Here is a 16,605-nt window from a genome sequence, read left to right on the forward strand (position 1 = left end):
ATTCCAGCATATGATTTTTCTCTGTGCCCTCGGTGTTCTCTGTGGTGAAATCAAATTCAGTCGTTTGTTAAACAGTCTATCGATGAGTTCCGGCTATTCAGGCTTTGTACACCTTCAAAAACAGATAGTCTTTATCTCATGAGGCTGTAGAGAAAAGATATGAGCTTTCTTCGTAGTCTTGGTGTCCTCTGAAGAGATAGCAACATGAGCAACCAGACAATATGAACGTTAAACACTTTATCCATGAGTTCTGGCTGTTCGGGATTAAACAGGCATATGCCTCTGTTTTTGGCGGCTTCCTGCTGGGAGTAATGATTGTTACCCGGCTATGGTATCCGTTAGAAAGTCTGCATCGTTATGATTTTATCTTTCTTGCGGCGATCGCTTTTCAACTGTTTTTGTTAGCCTTTAAGCTGGAAACGTTGCGCGAGTCGGTTGTTATTATTGTGTTTCACTTTGTAGCGACCCTGATGGAGCTATTCAAAACCTCTGACGCTATCGGCTCCTGGGTTTATCCCGAAGAGTATATCTTTGGGGTTGGCAATGTCCCACTGTTTACCGGCTTTATGTATAGCGCGGTCGGCAGTTATATCGCCCGTGTCTGGCGAATCTTCGAGTTTGAGTATTCCAGCTATCCGCCAAAATGGGTGACTATTCTGCTGGTAATTCTGGTCTATGCGAACTTCTTCAGCCATCACTACATCTGGGATATGCGCTGGCTGTTGCTGGGAGTCACTGTGGCGCTGTTTTATAAGACCGATATCTATTTCAGGGTTCGTAAAACCCACCGCAAGATGCCGATCCTGCTGGGGTGGTTTCTGGTCGCTCTGTTTATCTGGTTTGCTGAAAATATCGCCACCTATGCCAATATCTGGATCTACCCTAATCAGGTTGACGAATGGCATATGGTGTCGGTCGCTAAGCTCAGTTCATGGTTCTTGCTGATGTTGCTCAGTTTTGTGCTGGTGTCGATTATCAATACCGTTCGGATACGTACAGCAGAGGGGCGTGTTACATCCCTGCAAGATGCTGGCATAGCTGTAACTAACAGAGGTGATTAGCCTCTGCTTTCTGCGTTAGCCAAAGAGTTCGATTAAAGAGTCTGATCAAAGAGCTCTCAAATAACCCTCTTAAAGAGCTTTGCTATCTGGTATCGACTTTCAAACGGTCGGTTTTGTCCTGTGCTATATATTATTATCGATTGCGTTTGTCTGTGTCGATTTTTGTGGCGACTCCCATTATTTCAGCGTAGATTCGCAGGGTGAAGAGCGTCTCCGTGGCGCACCTCTCAGGTTTTGCAGATCAACAATGAACATCTCTTTTGCATGTGCAGGTTGATATTATGAGCGACTGGTTAGCTGTTGCTAAACAAGTTTCATGTTGTTGGCTTGAGGGGCAATATATAACAGCATTTGTTCCGGGCAGACGGGAGCAAAGAGATATGTCACAGCTAGAAAATCTATTCTGACGTATATAACACAAGGGCGTGGTATGAATCTGGATAAAGCGAGAAAGCGGATCGAGAAGCATGTGAAGAAAGGTTTCAGGGGGTATCCGATGATCTCTCTGTGTTATTCAGGAGAAACGACAGAGTGTGCAACACAGGTTGTGATTCAGTTTATTGCTGCAGAGGGCGCTGAACCTCAGGAACAGCGGTTTGCCGCAAAAACGGATATCAGGAAGGATGAAGTTGTCCAGACCACGCTATTGAAAATCATTGAACGGGCTGAGGCAAATACGGTCACAGAATCAGAGGTGGTTGCGGTTAGTTAGTAACCCCCGGATGCTTGGCAGAGACCGTCTCGCATACAATCAAAAGGAACGATGACTATGACAGGAATCTATCTTCAGCCAACGCTGACCGGCAAGATGATAACCCTTCGGCCACTGCTGGACGAAGATTTTGAGGCTCTTTATGAGGCTGCCTCGGACCCCGTCATCTGGGCAATGCATCCAGACTCCCTTCGCTACGAGCGGGATATTTTTGAGCAGCGTTTTTTTAACAGCGCGATCAGTAGTGGCGGCGCCCTGGCGGTGATTGATAATCGCACGGCCCGGATGATCGGTTCTTCCCGTTACTATGACTGGAATCCTGAGCAACGCGAAGTAGCGATAGGCTTTACTTTTATCGAGCAGGCTTATTGGGGCAAGGGCGTGAATACCGAGATGAAAGCGCTGATGCTGAATCATATTTTTGAGTATGTTGATACGGTCTGGTTTCATATAGCGGAGGAGAATATCCGCTCGGTTAAAGCCGTTGAAAAGCTCGGGGCAATCTACTCACATAAAGAGAATAAAGCGGTTGAAGACAAACCGTTTGTGCAGCTGTATTACCGGCTGACACTACCTGCTTATCGCAAGGCTTGCGGGGTGTAGGTGGTTTTATTAATTGATGACAAACAGGGTGAACAGTATGACCTATCCAATTGAGGGTTCTTGCCAGTGTGGTGGCGTTAAGTACCGGTTGTTAGCTGCGCCGCAGATGGTAGTCGCCTGCCATTGCAAAGAGTGCCAGAAACTTTCAACCAGTGCTTTCAGTATCACCGCCATGGTAAATACGTCTGATCTGGAGTTTGAAGGTGAGATGGCTGAATGGAGCCGGTTAGCGGACAGCGGCAACACCAGTGGCGCTAAATTTTGTCCGACCTGTGGTAACCGGATCTATCATTTTAATCCCGCTGAGCCTGATAAGATTAAGCTCAAACCATCGAATCTCTCCGATACCAGTATTATCCAGCCGACCGCCCATGTCTGGGTCAGTGAAAAGCAGGACTGGTTCACTATACCGGAAGGCGTGAAAGTGTTTGATAAACAGCCCTGATATCGCGACTGCGTAAGGGCAATAAAAGGCAGAGTGCTCCAGTCTTTTCACCGGGAGACTGGAGCAGGGTAAAACCGTTCCGGATTATCCGTTTCTGGCTTCACCAGTGCCCATAGCGATTCATATCATACACGCCCGCTTCCAGCGGGTGGATTGCCTCCATATACGCAGTGAAACTGTGAAATACCTGCCAGAACTGCGGATTCATCCGGCCCACACCCCAGCGTTCGACGAACTGATCAAATGCGCTATCCGAGTCGATAGCTTCGAAGGAACTCACAAAATCATCCAGTTGTGATTGCTTAAGCTGCAAAATCAGGTTGGGATAGCTGCCAACCGGTTCCGACAGAATTGTCAGGGTATCGAGATCTTCCTGATAGCGCAGTGATTCCCCCAGCAGGAAAGCGACGCTGCTGTGACGACGGTTACGTAGCAGAGTAAAGACCTTAAACTGTTTATCTGCAGTTGCACTATCACTGTCTGTAGTTGTTTTGTCCAGATTGATCCTTACAAAGGTAACTTCAGGCAGCCACTTAATAGCGGTTAAATCGGCAGCAGGTTTAGCGGCAATATTACTCAGCGCGAGAGTGTCGTTTTCATTGGCTGAGCCCGGTATACGCTGTTTGCAATCGTTGCAGCGGTTGATGTTGTCGGTGCCGGTCAGTTGCGGATATCGTTCTAGCAGGGTTCGTAGTAACTCCTCTTTTGGCTTATCGCTGCTGAAGGCGATATTGCTGGGGGTCCGGGTATCCAGATCGTGGTAGGTGATTTTGGCCTTAATTCTGGCGGAGGACTGATACCAGTCAGAGTAGATGGTCTGTCTTGAAGCTGCTGGCATGAAACGCAGAAAATTGGTTTCCGAGCCGTTTCTTATCAGATCAAAATAGAGCCGGGTCTGCGCCTGATGGGACACACTGCCAAAGACATCGAAGTTAACCACCAGTTCGTAATAGGTTCTCTCCAGCAAGGGGTAGCCCATCACCCAAGCGGTGAGGGGGATCTCCCCCTGCCAGCCGCTAGTGACCGATGCGCTGTTGTGGTGACGGAAAACGGTTAAAAAAGCGTTGTCATTGGTTTGATCGCCATCCCAGATCTGCTGCAGTACTGCGCCGGATGGATATGCCTGCTGATAGGCTTTCTGACGCATGTCCAGATAGCTGTTGCGCTTGTCGCTGTAGGTGAACCACTGACTGCCAAAGTCCAGTAGTGAGCTTTTTTCGCCCGGCAGGCCCAGATAGTCGTTGACCGATAACTGATACTCAGGATTATTGCTATAGAGCTCAGTGTCAGGGGACTCAAACATCACCCAGAACTGGTCACGGATAACGTTGGTTGCGATCTGTCCACGGCACACCGGCCCCCGGATAAAGTTTCTGACAAAGAAGCGGGCATCATTGAGCAGAAAGCGGTAGCGTAGTTTCGCCGGTATCGCTGCAAACGTGATAAAGGGGTTGGAGCGTTCCTCGTACCCATAGCCGGGCAGGGAGTCAACTTGCCAGTCAGTGCTGTAAAACAGCTTTTGGTACTGCTCAAGTCTCTGAGAATCAAAACGGTAGGTGATATGGGTTTTATGTACGACGGTGCCTGGTAGTGGTATTAGTCGATAATAAAACCGCTGTTGCGGGGTGTTGTCAGGGCGGTCGTTAGGTCGCACCGTTGGTACAATAACCGGTTTCTCTCCCGCAGGGGTATAGGAACGTATCAGTTGGTAAAACCGGGTTGTTGGGTGGTTCTGGCCGTCAGACTGGTCGGCACTGTTGAGATACAGATGGCCGAGAAACAGATGTTCGTAGAGATAGCGCGATAGCAGTATCGAACGTTTATCTCTCCGGTTTAGCCAATCCTCCCAGCGGCTGATCATCAGTTGATCGGTATCACTGATGGCGACTGGCGGTGTGTCGATTTTCGCCCCCTGTTTCAGCCAGGTGGAGAGAGTCTGGTACTCCTGCTTATCCAGCCCGGACACCGCCAGCGGCATCCCTCCATGGGGAAACTTATCGACATAGTCGTTGAACTCTCCCGGCGCGGGGCAGTAGTTGACCCGGTCAAAGCCCAGCTCAATCGTATCCGGTACCCGGGTGTTTGTCGTTAACGGGTTGTTCTGGCCAAGATCCAGCATCTGCTGCATGAGTGGTGGAGTGGTGTTATCCGCTTTATCACTGTACTCGGAAAGCACCGAATAGAAACCTTTTTTTAGCCACTCTTCTGGTGTTTGAGCATCAATGTAGAGGCGGGTTGGAGGGCTGTCCTTGAGTCGGCCACCATCATAAACACGGGCTTTGGAGGCACCACGTTCCAGCCCCTGAAATGATTCCAGTTTCAGCTGGCAGGGCGCGTCATAGCATGAATGACATGCGAGGCATTTAGTGTCCAGTATCGGGCGGATATTTTGGGTGAAACTGTAACTTTGTGTCGCGGTAATAACCCGGGGTTTAACCTGTTCAGCCTGTCGATCATTATCGGAGAACAAGAATAAAATGCCGACGACAAAAATAACACTTGCGTAGGTTCTTCCCTGTACTGGTTTTTTCATTCGCTGTTTTATGTCACTCTAATTGGACCGACAGATTAACAAATGCCGGAATTACTTCAACAGGTTACCATAACGCTCATATTTCCTGATGAGTAATTAACAACATCCAGTCACTCAATTGCTATTATCGATTGAAGCAGTTTTTTCGTCAGTGTGCTGGTTCAGCGGATACACTAAGGAACTCTATGGGACACCATCACAGCCATCACCAGGGCCATAGCCATAGCCATAGCCATCAGGTCACCAATTATAACCGGGCATTTGCCATCGGCATCGCTCTTAATCTTATGTTTGTGGTGGTTGAAGTGATCTATGGGGCGTTGTCAGAATCGTTGGCACTGATCGCAGATGCAGGACACAATCTCAGTGATGTATTCAGTCTGATTCTTGCGTGGGGAGCCAGTGTGCTTGCCAAAAAAGCGGCCACCGAAAAGCGTACCTATGGTTTGCGTAAGGCGACGGTGATGGCTTCACTAGGCAGCGCTATTCTGTTACTGATTGCGCTCGGTGGTATTGCCTGGGAAGCACTAAACCGTTTTTCCAATCCAGCGCCAGTCGCAGGGATGACTGTCATAGTAGTGGCTGCCATTGGGGTGGTCATCAATACTGTCACAGCGCTGCTGTTTTTTAGCGGACAGAAAGATGATCTGAATATCAAGGGCGCTTTTCTGCATATGGCGGCGGATGCAGTGGTATCGTTGGGCGTGGTGATCGCTGGCCTGTTTATCCTGTTTAAGGGGTGGGTATGGATCGACCCGGTGATCAGCCTTGTTATCGTCGCGGTTATTCTGGTTGGTACGTGGGGATTGCTTAAGGATTCGATGAACTATGCACTGGATGCGGTGCCGGATAGCGTCGATATCCCTGCCTTAAAGCAATACCTCAATGGCCTGGAATCAGTGGAGCGTATTCATGATCTGCATGTCTGGCCTTTAAGTACAACGGAGATCGCGCTGACCGTGCATCTGGTGGTCGATCAGTGTGAGCTGAATAACCAGTTTCTGCGGGATCAGCAGCAATACCTTCACGATTATTTTGGCATCGAGCATTCCACGATACAGATTGAATCCTCCACGGCGGAACAAAACTGTATGTTAGATAATGCTAAGCCGTCCTGAGTGCCGCTGAGTCATATCAGCTCATCATATCAGCTCATCATATCAGCTCATCATATCAGCTCATCATATCAGCTCATCATATTAGTCCACTGTAGAGAAAATGGTGCTTAACTGTGGATCATTAATCTGGCTGGCCGGAGTAAGTGTCTGGCGCTTCCAGGGGATGAAGCCTAAAAACCAGCAGCGCCAGAAGCGAACTGATGCCTGAGGGTTTTCCTGTAGCAGTTGTTCCAGCGTTTGCGCCTTGCCCAGCTCAATGCCTAAGGCATCTTTATAAACCAGGTGGACAAACTTAGAGCAGAACTGACGCTGTGAATCGAAATCAAATCCCAGATGATAGAGTGTGGTTGGGAGGGTTGCGGACAGTTTATCTGCCGATTGTTTTAGCTGTTCAATCTCTGTTGTTGAAAGAGGTTGCTTCAGGCGGCGAATCATCACTTCACCGTTGCAGGTCCGACTCAGAAATTTACGCAATGGGGTTTTGCTGACAAAGGGGACTTTGCTCTCAACGACCAGCCACTGGCCATTTTCTTTAATGGCAAAACCCACATGGGAACACCAGCTTCCGGTACCTTTGGCAACCTGCTTATAAAGGAAGGCATCAATAGAGATAAACAGAATGTCGCCTTCCTGAAGCGAGGCAGCAACTTGTTGTTCCAATGCATTAAGGTGGTAGTGTTTCATGTTCAGCTCCGTTGCTATTATGCAGTTCGATGGAGCTGATTCTGAGAGATTCCAGACGTATTATGAATCTGATGCTGAAAAGTATTAAATATTAATACTTAACGGTACAGATATACGGTTTATCGGGGGGTACTGTCGTCGGAAGTAGTAAAAAAGGCCGCTACCTTTCAGTACCGGCCCTGTTAAAGCCTGAATATTGCCGTTGAGTCAACGCGTTATTGTGTGAGTGTTTCACTCAATGCCTGGATATGATCAGGACCGATACCGCAGCAGCCACCAATTAACTCAGCACCGAGAGCTTGCCACTTTTGCGCCCATTGCAGATAGGTTGTAGGGGACAGGTCGGCCCGTAGCTCATTAAGGTTGTCATTTGCAGTAGCATTTTTAGGCTGAGGTGGGAATGCGTTTGCATAGGCGCCAATTTTAATCGTTTTGGCATAGTGAGCCAGTTCCTGTTTGGTCATCTCAATCGCTTCGGCAATGACCTCGGGCTGGCTGCAGTTAAATAGGATGGCATCAACGCCTGCCTGTGCCATTGATTGAACCGCCGCAATGACGGTTTCACCGGAACGGAGCAGAGGCTGTTCTGTGGCTTCAGCGTCTTCAAGGGTGAAGGCTACCCAGAATGGTTTGTGATCCGTATCGATACGGTCGACCAGTGCTTTGATAGCCAGGGGTTCTGCAATCAGGCTTTGAGTCTCATTGAGCCAGAGATCGATATGGGGGTTAAGGGCTGTGATCAGCGGGATAGCAATCTCTTCAACCCGTTCAGGTTGATACAGATCCGCACGGTATGAGCCAAACAGAGGTGCTACCGACCCGGCGACCAGTACACCTTCCTGACCGGTTTCATTAATGGCTTCACGGGCGACGATTGCCGACTGTTCTGCCAGTGCTACACCGCGTTCTTTAAAGCAGGCTTCACCGATATGAAAAGGTACCAGTGCATAGCTGTTAGTGGTGATAATTTCAGAGCCCGCATCAATGTAAGCCTTGTGCACCTCTTTAACAATCTCTGGGGCTTTCATCATCGCCAGTGCGGACCATTCCGGTTGTTGAAAAGGGGCACCCCGACGCTCAAGCTCTCTGCCCATCCCACCATCAAGTATTGTAATTTTGCTCATAGCACTTTCATCAGGTTAATTCAGAATTGGCGCAATTCTATCCTCACAAAAAGAGGATTCAAACAGGATTAACCTGATTCATCTGGAATACTGTTAATTAGTTATTAATCATTAATAAAACCGCCCCTAAGTCTCGGGTCAGATGGCTAGCCGAGGCCTTAATTTATGGCGATAGTGGTTAAGCTGTTGGAGCCGGACGGTCATGGCGTCCGGGGGTTCATATGATAAGTTTGACACTTTTTATTAAAGAGAAAGAGGAGGTCAACTGTTGACAGTGGTACGCTTCTTCTCGCCAAAGACAAAGAGTATCACTATGTGCTGCCTTGAGGTGCAGCTAACCAATTGAGTATGTTGAGTTTCACTGGCCCCCTGAGCAGATCAGAGGTGTTGGCGGATGTTGTTTCATATAATAATGGTGCCCTGGTTTTCCAACATCCGAATCAGACGGATCAGTGGCAGACCGATCAGGGTGTTTGGGTCATCCCCCTCCAGTTTTTCAAACAAAGCGATTCCCAACCCCTCAGATTTAAAGCTACCCGCACAGTTATAAGGTTGCTCAGCCTTAAGGTAGTGCTCAATCATTGTCGGAGTCAGGTGTCGAAAGTAGACATGAAACGGAACAACATCCGTTTCACAGCTACCGGTTTGGCTATTCAACAGTGAGAGTCCGGTCAGGAAGGTAATCTTCTTTCCGGATGCGTCACGCAGTTGCTGACAGGCGTTGTCAAAACTTCCTGGCTTGCCGATCGTTTTACCGTTGATAATAGCGGTCTGGTCTGAACCGATGATCAGCGCATCGGGGTAATCCGTCTGCAACGCTTCCGCTTTTTCTCGGGCAAGCCGGGCTACATACTGTTGTGGTGTTTCAGAATCGAATCGTGTTTCATCAATATCGGGAGAAACTGCTTCGTAAACAATATTGAGTTTATCCAGAATCGCTTTTCTGAAAGGTGAGCTGGATGCCAGAATCAGCCGGGACATACCTGATTTTCTCCAAATAGTGAGCGGTTGCGATAAGGTGCAGATATTAGCCTGTTTTTTTCGCTTTTAAAGCCTTATTTCCTTTGACAGACCGGGTTTTGATCCCTAGAATTGCGCGCTTATGTCGAACGCCCCATTACCAAAGAAAATTGACCCGCGTAAGCTTGCTGATCGGGGAGTACGGATTGAAGGTGACGCTGAGCTTGCTCTGCTGCCAAATCTGGTCACAATGCTGACTGATTCGCAGGGCAGGGTTGCTGTTGATCTGCAGTTTGATCTTGATGAGCTGCGTATCCGTACAATAAAAGGCACTGCTGTTACTCAGGTGAAAATGGCCTGTCAGCGCTGTCTTGAGCCAGTTGAGATCGACATCGAAGCGAAGTTCAATTTGGCTATTGCTCCCACTGAGGAGCATGCAAAGAATCTACCCAGGTACTATGATCATCTGATTGTAGCGGGAGATGAGCTGGAATTGTTACCGATGGTGGAAGAGGAGCTGATTCTGACGCTTCCGATTGTACCATTTCATGACGATTGCAGTGTGCAGACTTCCTTCGGTGAAGCGGCTACGACTGACAATGAAACTGATAAACCGAACCCTTTCAGTGTATTAGCCTCACTGAAGGCTGATAAGTGAAATAGGAGCTATATACCCATGGCAGTACAAAAGAGCAAAGTAACTCGTTCACGTCGCGGACAGCGTCGTTCACACGATGCACTGGGCAACCCAACTCTTTCCGTAGAAGCAACTACTGGTGAAACTCACCGTCGTCACCACGTCAGTGCTGACGGTTTCTACCGTGGTAAGCAGGTTGTTGCACAGCAAGACGACGAGTAAACTTGTCTGACAGCATTTGCATCGCCATAGACGCGATGGGCGGGGACTTCGGTCCCCGCGTTGTTATTCCTGCCTCAGTGGACGCCCTGAAGCGTCACCCCCGCTTGACCCTGCAATTGGTTGGTCAACAAACCGTTCTTGCCCCTCTGCTTGCTGACTCTCTGAAAAAACGCTCCGATAAAAGTCTTTCTTCTCGTATCTCGATTATTGATGCAGAGAATGTTATCGCCAATGATGAGCGGCCCTCTCATGCACTTCGTAAGCGTCGCGACACCTCTATGTATCGCGCCATCACACAGGTGGCAGAAGGTCAGGCGCAGGCTTGTGTGAGTGCCGGTAATACCGGGGCCCTGATGGCGCTGGGGCGCTTTACGCTTAAAATGCTTCCGGGGATAGACCGCCCGGCTATCATTACCGCCATTCCATCTGTTAACGGCATCAGTTATATGCTGGACCTGGGGGCAAATGTCGATTGCAGCGCCGAGCACTTGCTGCAGTTTGCCATTATGGGTTCGGTGATGACTCGTGCCGTTGAAGGGATTGAGGAGCCTCGCATCGGGCTACTCAATGTTGGTGCTGAAGAGATAAAGGGAAATGAACAGGTCAAGCTGGCTTCCCGGCTGATACGCGAGCATGGTGGTCTGAACTACATAGGTTTTATCGAAGGTGACGATATTTTTACCGGTAAGGTGGATGTCGTGGTCTGTGATGGTTTTGTTGGTAATATCGCGCTCAAAAGCAGTGAAGGGGTCGCGCGCCTCATCGGTCGTCAGCTGCGTCTGAGTTTTACCCGCTCGTTGTGGCGTAAAATGATGGCGATGCTTGTCAGCCCTGTGCTGGAAGAGATACGCGCCCATATTGATCCGGCTCGTCGCAATGGTGCAAGCCTGCTGGGGTTGCAGGGGATTGTTGTGAAAAGTCATGGCTCAGCTAATCGACAGTGCTTTGGCTATGCCATTGATCAGGCTGTTGCAGAGGTCCAGATGGATGTTCCAGGTAGTATTAATCGCCAGCTGGAATCTCAGATCAGCTGAAGCAGGGCGGAAATATTTGATCTATAAGACAAACGTTTTAATTCATCGCGAATCCTGTAAACTACGACCTTTAAATTGTTATGCGTTTATCTGTACATTGAGGTAACAATGCCACAATCCCTCGCTTTTGTTTTTCCCGGTCAGGGCTCTCAGCACCTGGCAATGCTGGCCGAACTGGCCACCGAACACTCTGTTATTCAGGAAACTTTCGCTGAAGCATCTGAGGTTCTTGGATATGATCTATGGGCGCTGACCCAGAATGGTCCTGAAGAGGATCTGAATCAGACTGATCGTACGCAGCCCGCACTACTCACTGCTGGAGTTGCCCTCTGGCGTCTGTGGCAGCAGCAGGGTGGTAAGTCGCCTGCGCTGATGGCAGGGCATAGTCTGGGTGAGTATACAGCGCTGGTCTGTGCCGGTGCTATCGGCTTTAAAGATGCGGTAAACCTTGTCCGGTTGCGGGGCGAGTTTATGCAGCAGGCGGTTCCGGCAGGAACTGGTGCAATGGCTGCTATTCTCGGTCTTGCCGATGATGCTATTCAGGCGGCCTGTGAAGCGGCTGCCGGTGACGAGGTTGTTTCCCCGGTAAACTTTAACTGTCCGGGGCAGGTTGTGATTGCGGGCAATAAGGCCGCCGTTGAGCGTGCTATTGAAGGCTGTAAGGCTGCGGGAGCTAAGCGGGCGATACCTCTGCCTGTCAGCGTTCCCTCGCACTGTGTGCTGATGAAACCCGCTGCTGAGCAGATGGAGGCTGAGCTGCAAAAAATTTCAGTGCAGATGCCTGTTATTCCGGTAGTCCAGAACTTTACTGCGAAATCGCCTGAGAGTGTTGATGAGCTGATCGCAAATCTGCTGGCACAGCTATATAGCCCTGTTTTATGGACAGACTCGGTGCAGAATATGATAGAGCAGGGTATTGAGAGCACCGTAGAGTGCGGCCCTGGTAAAGTGTTGTCCGGGCTGAATAAGAAAGTTCAACGCACCCTGGCGGTTGCTGCGATCAACGATCCTGCGGGTCTTGAGAAGGCGCTGAGCGCTTAATCTCTGAAATATAGGAAACAGAATATGAGTATCGAAGGCAAAGTGGCTCTGGTTACCGGTGCTACTCGGGGAATCGGTAAAGCGATTGCGCTGGAGCTGGGGCGTCAGGGTGTGGTTGTTGTGGGTACTGCGACCAGTGAAAATGGTGCCGCTTCTATTGCGGCATACCTGAAAGAAGCGGGCGTTTCCGGAACCGGATTATGTCTTGATGTAGGTTCGAACGACTCGGTTGATGAGGTGCTGAAGGCAGTTCAGGATCAGTTTGGATCTGTAACGATCATCGTCAATAATGCAGGTATTACCCGGGATAATATCATGCTTCGCATGAAAGAGGATGAGTGGGATTCAGTCTTGAATACCAATCTGAAATCCGTTTATCGGGTGGTGAAAGGTTGTTTGCGTGGCATGACAAAAGCGCGCTGGGGTCGCATCATCAATGTATCATCGGTGGTTGCTTCAATGGGCAACGCCGGGCAGGCAAACTATGCTGCTGCTAAGTCTGGGATGGAGGGCTTCAGTCGGGCGCTGGCACGTGAGGTTGCTTCCCGGAATATTACGGTTAACTGTGTAGCACCCGGTTTTATCGATACTGATATGACCAGTGGTCTGCCAGAGGAACATAAAGAAACGCTGCAAAAACAGATCCCAATGGGGCGTTTAGGGCAGCCTGAAGAGATTGCTGCTGTTGTTGGTTTTTTAGCCAGTGATGCCGGCGGATATGTCACCGGAGACACGATTCATGTCAATGGTGGGATGTATATGTCGTAAAGATTTCCCCTAGGGAATTGTTTTTTTTGCAAAAGTGTTGATAATGAGCCGCAGCTCACTGGAGAAATATCGCCGTCAGGCTTGATCCATAGCGGCGGATTCTAATAAAATCCCTGTTCACATCTTCGGGTGTGGATGTCGATAAATAATAGGAAGAGTTATGAGCAACATCGAAGAGCGCGTAAAGAAAATCATTGCTGAACAGCTGGGTGTTAAAGAGGAAGAGGTGACCACCGAAGCTTCTTTTGTTGAAGACCTGGGTGCCGACTCTCTGGACACTGTAGAGCTGGTTATGGCTCTGGAAGAGGAATTCGAAACTGAAATTCCTGATGAAGAGGCAGAGAAAATCACGACTGTTAAACTGGCAATCGATTACATCAACGCACATCAGTAATCGACTCAACCAGATTACCGAGAAGCCGCAACTATAGTGATATAGTGCGGCTTTTCTTTTGTTCGCCCGGTAAAGCAGGAGGATTTTGATGTCTCGCAGAAGAGTCGTTGTTACGGGTATGGGGATGCTGACCCCGGTAGGTAACACTGTCCAGGAGACATGGGCCAATATTCTTAACGGCAAAAGTGGTGCGGCTGAAATCACCCACTTTGACCCTACGCCGTTTGGCACCCGTTTTTCCGCCTCTGTTAAAGAGCTGGATCTCAGTGGCTATATGAGCCCGAAAGATGCACGGAAGATGGATCTGTTTATTCAGTACGGTATGGTTGCAGCAATTCAGGCTGTTGAAGATTCCGGACTGGAAGTCACTGAAGAAAATGCTCCCCGTATCGGTGTTGCAATTGGTTCAGGTATTGGTGGCTTGCCGATGATTGAGGCGACCCACGATACACTTAACAACAGTGGCCCGCGTCGCATTTCGCCGTTTTTTGTACCCGGTAGCATCATCAATATGATCGCCGGCAATCTGGCCATTAAATATGGCTTTAAAGGCCCGAACATTGCCATCACTACGGCATGTACGACCGGTACTCACAATATTGGTTTTGCTGCGCGAATGATTCAGAACAGCGATGCGGATGTGATGATTGCTGGCGGTGCCGAGATGGCAACAACTCCGCTGGGGGTTGGCGGCTTCTCTGCTGCCCGAGCGCTGTCAACCCGTAATGATGATCCGCAGGCTGCCAGTCGTCCCTGGGACCGGGACCGTGATGGTTTTGTTCTGGGTGATGGTGCCGGTGTAGTTGTGCTGGAGGAATATGAGGCCGCTAAAGCCCGTGGTGCGACCATCTATGCCGAACTGGTTGGTTTTGGTATGAGTGATGACGCCTATCACATGACTTCACCTCCTGAGGATGGAGCGGGTGCTGCGATGGCGATGGCTAATGCGATTAAAGATGCGGGGATTAACCCCGATCAGGTTAATTACATTAACGCCCATGGTACATCGACCCCTGCGGGGGATATTGCTGAGTCAAATGCTGCCAAGCTGGTGCTGGGCAGTGCTGCTGAAACCGTGCGTATGAGCTCAACCAAGTCGATGATTGGTCATCTGCTGGGGGCTGCGGGTGCGGTTGAGGCGATCTTCTCAGTATTGGCTATCCGTGATCAGGTGGCGCCACCCACGATCAATCTGGATAACCCCTCTGAAGGTTGTGACCTGAACTATGTCCCTCATACCGCTCAGGAAGCAGCCGTAGACGCTGTGGTATCCAACTCTTTCGGTTTCGGTGGTACCAACGGTACCCTGGTATTCCGTAAGATCTGAGTATACGGGCGTGCTCTGTGCACGCCCGTTCTCCCTATGCGATCCTATATCCTGATAAATGGTCAGTCAGAGCAGTCAATCCCGGTAACTGATCGGGGGCTTGCTTATGGTCATGGCCTTTTTGAAACCATTACTCTGAACGGTTCTCAGCCGGTTGTATGGCAGGCGCACCTTGATCGACTGCGCAAGGGGGCTGGCCGTCTTGGCATTCCTCTTCCGGTGAATATTCAGGCATTGCTTGAAGCGGATCTGGCAAAGCTGCTGCAACTGCAGCCAACCTCTGACACCCGTCAGGTACTGAAAATAACCATCACCCGGGGGTGCGGGGGGCGTGGATATGCGGTCGATGACAAGGTGTCTGTCAACCGGATTGTGCAGCTGACCCCCTTTCCTGATTATCCTGATCAACCTGCTATAAAGGGGGTTTCTGTCAGGCTGTGTCAGACTCGCCTGGCGTTATCGCCGCTGCTGGCCGGCATTAAGCACCTTAATCGTCTTGAGCAGGTGCTGGCGCGGGCAGAGTGGGACGATAGCCGAATTCGCGAAGGTCTCGTGCTGGACAGTGAGGGGTTTCTGGTAGAAGGAACCATGAGTAATCTGTTCTGGGTGCAGGATGGGGAGCTTTATACTCCGCAACTTGATCGTTGTGGTGTCGCGGGCATTATCCGTCAAACTATTCTCACGCTTGCTGAACAGACAGGGGTGACGGTATGTGAAGGGCTGTATGCTGCAGATACTCTGGCTGCTGCCGATGAGGTTTTTGTCTGCAACAGTGTTATTGCAATCTGGCCAGTCACCCGGCTTATCGCTGATCAGGGCTGCTATCCTGAGTGGCCGGTTGGGCCGCTAACCCGTCTGTTGCAATCCCGGTTGGCCGCTGAAGGAATATATTAGTGCGTAAAGTTGTTGTCTCTTTTGTTATTACTCTGATGGTTGTTGTTGCGCTTGCTTATGCTGGCTGGCGATCACTGCAGAGCTATCTGGACACACCGTTGACCCTGTCCCAGTCGCGGACCATTCTGGTTGAACAGGGAAGTAGCTTTAAACGTGTTGCGGGGCAACTGGCCGCTGAAGGGGTGATGGAAAAACCTGACTGGTTTGCTTTTTTTGTTCGTCTGAAAAAAGTGGGGCATCTTCTTAAGGCGGGTGAGTATGAGCTGGTTCCTGGTACAACTCCCAGAACGCTGCTGGTGCAACTGGTGTCTGGTAAAATTATTACCTATAACTTTACGATTATAGAAGGCTCTACTTTCAATCAGTTACGAGAGCAACTTAGAGAAAATAAACAGGTAAAAAATACCCTGGATAGTCTCAGTGATAATGAATTAGTGGCTTCTCTGGGGCTTGATGGGCAGCACCCGGAGGGGATGTTCCTGGCTGATACCTATCAGTTCCATCGTGGAATGAGCGATGTCGATCTGCTTAAACGCGCCCATGCTCTGCTACAGACTGAACTGGATACCGCCTGGCGGGAACGGGCTAAAGAGCTGCCTTACAAGTCTGCCTACGAGGCTCTGATTATGGCCTCTATCGTTGAAAAAGAGACGGCGTTGAGCAGCGAGAGACCCACTATCGCCGGTGTTTTTGTTCAGCGTCTGCAAAAAGGGATGAAGTTGCAGACCGATCCCACTGTGATTTACGGAATGGGAGATCGTTATAAAGGCAATATCCGTCGTGCGGATCTGCGCCGTCCCACCCCTTATAACACTTATACTAACGCTGGGCTGCCGCCGACACCGATCGCGATGGTCGGGCGGGAAGCGATCCGGGCGGCTCTGCATCCAGATCAGAGTAAGTGGTTATACTTTGTGGCAAAGGGTGATGGCAGTCATCAGTTTTCAGCAACCCTGGAAGCACACAATCGGGCGGTTAAGCAGTATCAGCTAAAGCGTCGCAGTGATTATCGTTCGAGTCCGGATCAATAACGCCGGGTACGATTAAG

At 49.8% G+C, this 16,605-nt stretch carries 18 protein-coding genes; 14 read left to right on the forward strand and 4 right to left on the reverse strand.

Features of this window, described 5'->3' with window-relative positions; all coding sequences use genetic code 11:
• The first annotated feature begins 221 nt into the window (after positions 1–221).
• The 4 genes from BMY09_RS12805 to BMY09_RS12820 all read left to right on the forward strand — a co-directional run bounded on the left by BMY09_RS12805 (position 222) and on the right by BMY09_RS12820 (position 2,821).
• Complete coding sequence (locus BMY09_RS12805) at positions 222–1,061, forward strand: DUF817 domain-containing protein (protein WP_091358854.1); 840 nt, start codon at positions 222–224, stop codon at positions 1,059–1,061.
• A 430-nt stretch (positions 1,062–1,491) separates the two neighbouring features.
• Positions 1,492–1,773, forward strand: a complete 282-nt coding sequence (locus BMY09_RS12810) for a hypothetical protein (protein ID WP_091358857.1) — start codon at positions 1,492–1,494, stop codon at positions 1,771–1,773.
• Positions 1,774–1,830: 57 nt separating this feature from the next.
• Positions 1,831–2,376, forward strand: coding sequence for a GNAT family N-acetyltransferase (locus BMY09_RS12815; protein ID WP_175483534.1), 546 nt, complete (start codon positions 1,831–1,833; stop codon positions 2,374–2,376).
• Positions 2,377–2,413: 37 nt separating this feature from the next.
• Entirely contained in the window at positions 2,414–2,821 is a 408-nt protein-coding gene (locus BMY09_RS12820) for a GFA family protein (protein ID WP_091358864.1), read from the forward strand.
• A gap of 100 nt (positions 2,822–2,921) precedes the next feature.
• Here BMY09_RS12820 and BMY09_RS12825 read toward each other — a convergent pair whose 3' ends face one another.
• Positions 2,922–5,354: a fatty acid cis/trans isomerase gene (locus tag BMY09_RS12825; RefSeq protein ID WP_091358866.1), complete on the reverse strand. Its 2,433-nt coding sequence runs from the start codon at positions 5,352–5,354 to the stop codon at positions 2,922–2,924.
• 185 nt (positions 5,355–5,539) lie between these two features.
• Between BMY09_RS12825 and BMY09_RS12830 the strand changes: the two genes are divergently transcribed.
• Positions 5,540–6,472 carry a cation diffusion facilitator family transporter gene (locus BMY09_RS12830; RefSeq protein ID WP_091358868.1) on the forward strand — a complete coding sequence of 311 codons (933 nt, stop codon included), beginning with the start codon at positions 5,540–5,542 and terminating at the stop codon, positions 6,470–6,472.
• 81 nt (positions 6,473–6,553) lie between these two features.
• Here the strand turns inward: BMY09_RS12830 and BMY09_RS12835 are convergent, their stop codons facing one another.
• From BMY09_RS12835 to BMY09_RS12845, 3 genes are all read right to left on the reverse strand, one after another.
• Positions 6,554–7,156: a YiiX/YebB-like N1pC/P60 family cysteine hydrolase gene (locus tag BMY09_RS12835; RefSeq protein WP_091358870.1), complete on the reverse strand. Its 603-nt coding sequence runs from the start codon at positions 7,154–7,156 to the stop codon at positions 6,554–6,556.
• A gap of 215 nt (positions 7,157–7,371) precedes the next feature.
• Positions 7,372–8,280, reverse strand: coding sequence for a homocysteine S-methyltransferase family protein (locus tag BMY09_RS12840; RefSeq protein WP_217647438.1), 909 nt, complete (start codon positions 8,278–8,280; stop codon positions 7,372–7,374).
• 402 nt (positions 8,281–8,682) lie between these two features.
• Positions 8,683–9,261: a Maf family protein gene (locus tag BMY09_RS12845; RefSeq protein ID WP_091358872.1), complete on the reverse strand. Its 579-nt coding sequence runs from the start codon at positions 9,259–9,261 to the stop codon at positions 8,683–8,685.
• 121 nt (positions 9,262–9,382) lie between these two features.
• Here BMY09_RS12845 and BMY09_RS12850 point away from each other — a divergent pair, with 121 nt between their 5' ends.
• The 9 genes from BMY09_RS12850 (at position 9,383) to mltG (ending at position 16,588) form a co-directional block, all read left to right on the forward strand.
• Positions 9,383–9,898, forward strand: a complete 516-nt coding sequence (locus BMY09_RS12850) for a YceD family protein (protein WP_091358874.1) — start codon at positions 9,383–9,385, stop codon at positions 9,896–9,898.
• 18 nt (positions 9,899–9,916) lie between these two features.
• A complete protein-coding gene (gene rpmF, locus BMY09_RS12855) occupies positions 9,917–10,099 on the forward strand; it encodes a 50S ribosomal protein L32 (RefSeq protein WP_091358877.1) in 183 nt (60 codons plus the stop codon).
• Positions 10,100–10,101: 2 nt separating this feature from the next.
• A complete protein-coding gene (gene plsX / locus BMY09_RS12860) occupies positions 10,102–11,133 on the forward strand; it encodes a phosphate acyltransferase PlsX (RefSeq protein ID WP_091358878.1) in 1,032 nt (343 codons plus the stop codon).
• A gap of 108 nt (positions 11,134–11,241) precedes the next feature.
• Positions 11,242–12,174: an ACP S-malonyltransferase gene (gene fabD / locus BMY09_RS12865; protein WP_091358880.1), complete on the forward strand. Its 933-nt coding sequence runs from the start codon at positions 11,242–11,244 to the stop codon at positions 12,172–12,174.
• A 24-nt stretch (positions 12,175–12,198) separates the two neighbouring features.
• Positions 12,199–12,942: a 3-oxoacyl-ACP reductase FabG gene (gene fabG, locus BMY09_RS12870; protein WP_091358882.1), complete on the forward strand. Its 744-nt coding sequence runs from the start codon at positions 12,199–12,201 to the stop codon at positions 12,940–12,942.
• A 160-nt stretch (positions 12,943–13,102) separates the two neighbouring features.
• Positions 13,103–13,336 carry an acyl carrier protein gene (gene acpP, locus BMY09_RS12875; protein WP_091358884.1) on the forward strand — a complete coding sequence of 78 codons (234 nt, stop codon included), beginning with the start codon at positions 13,103–13,105 and terminating at the stop codon, positions 13,334–13,336.
• 88 nt (positions 13,337–13,424) lie between these two features.
• Complete coding sequence (gene fabF / locus BMY09_RS12880; RefSeq protein WP_091358886.1) at positions 13,425–14,663, forward strand: beta-ketoacyl-ACP synthase II; 1,239 nt, start codon at positions 13,425–13,427, stop codon at positions 14,661–14,663.
• Positions 14,664–14,699: 36 nt separating this feature from the next.
• A complete protein-coding gene (pabC, locus tag BMY09_RS12885) occupies positions 14,700–15,557 on the forward strand; it encodes an aminodeoxychorismate lyase (protein ID WP_091358888.1) in 858 nt (285 codons plus the stop codon).
• Positions 15,557–16,588 carry an endolytic transglycosylase MltG gene (gene mltG / locus BMY09_RS12890; protein WP_245756580.1) on the forward strand — a complete coding sequence of 344 codons (1,032 nt, stop codon included), beginning with the start codon at positions 15,557–15,559 and terminating at the stop codon, positions 16,586–16,588. The genes pabC and mltG overlap by 1 nt, the downstream gene beginning before the upstream one ends.
• Positions 16,589–16,605: the final 17 nt, after the last annotated feature.

Origin of the sequence: Amphritea atlantica (assembly GCF_900111095.1) — a bacterium.
Classification (GTDB): Bacteria; Pseudomonadota; Gammaproteobacteria; order Pseudomonadales; family Balneatricaceae; genus Amphritea; species Amphritea atlantica.

What these genes read in the sequence shown, in the direction of transcription:
- BMY09_RS12805 (WP_091358854.1), top strand. Translation starts at nt 222, where the DNA reads ATGAACGTTAAACACTTTATCCATGAGTTCTGGCTGTTCGGGATTAAA.
- BMY09_RS12810 (WP_091358857.1), top strand. Translation starts at nt 1,492, where the DNA reads ATGAATCTGGATAAAGCGAGAAAGCGGATCGAGAAGCATGTGAAGAAA.
- BMY09_RS12815 (WP_175483534.1), top strand. Translation starts at nt 1,831, where the DNA reads ATGACAGGAATCTATCTTCAGCCAACGCTGACCGGCAAGATGATAACC.
- BMY09_RS12820 (WP_091358864.1), top strand. Translation starts at nt 2,414, where the DNA reads ATGACCTATCCAATTGAGGGTTCTTGCCAGTGTGGTGGCGTTAAGTAC.
- BMY09_RS12825 (WP_091358866.1), bottom strand. Translation starts at nt 5,354, where the DNA reads ATGAAAAAACCAGTACAGGGAAGAACCTACGCAAGTGTTATTTTTGTC.
- BMY09_RS12830 (WP_091358868.1), top strand. Translation starts at nt 5,540, where the DNA reads ATGGGACACCATCACAGCCATCACCAGGGCCATAGCCATAGCCATAGC.
- BMY09_RS12835 (WP_091358870.1), bottom strand. Translation starts at nt 7,156, where the DNA reads ATGAAACACTACCACCTTAATGCATTGGAACAACAAGTTGCTGCCTCG.
- BMY09_RS12840 (WP_217647438.1), bottom strand. Translation starts at nt 8,280, where the DNA reads ATGAGCAAAATTACAATACTTGATGGTGGGATGGGCAGAGAGCTTGAG.
- BMY09_RS12845 (WP_091358872.1), bottom strand. Translation starts at nt 9,261, where the DNA reads ATGTCCCGGCTGATTCTGGCATCCAGCTCACCTTTCAGAAAAGCGATT.
- BMY09_RS12850 (WP_091358874.1), top strand. Translation starts at nt 9,383, where the DNA reads ATGTCGAACGCCCCATTACCAAAGAAAATTGACCCGCGTAAGCTTGCT.
- rpmF (WP_091358877.1), top strand. Translation starts at nt 9,917, where the DNA reads ATGGCAGTACAAAAGAGCAAAGTAACTCGTTCACGTCGCGGACAGCGT.
- fabD (WP_091358880.1), top strand. Translation starts at nt 11,242, where the DNA reads ATGCCACAATCCCTCGCTTTTGTTTTTCCCGGTCAGGGCTCTCAGCAC.
- fabG (WP_091358882.1), top strand. Translation starts at nt 12,199, where the DNA reads ATGAGTATCGAAGGCAAAGTGGCTCTGGTTACCGGTGCTACTCGGGGA.
- acpP (WP_091358884.1), top strand. Translation starts at nt 13,103, where the DNA reads ATGAGCAACATCGAAGAGCGCGTAAAGAAAATCATTGCTGAACAGCTG.
- fabF (WP_091358886.1), top strand. Translation starts at nt 13,425, where the DNA reads ATGTCTCGCAGAAGAGTCGTTGTTACGGGTATGGGGATGCTGACCCCG.
- pabC (WP_091358888.1), top strand. Translation starts at nt 14,700, where the DNA reads ATGCGATCCTATATCCTGATAAATGGTCAGTCAGAGCAGTCAATCCCG.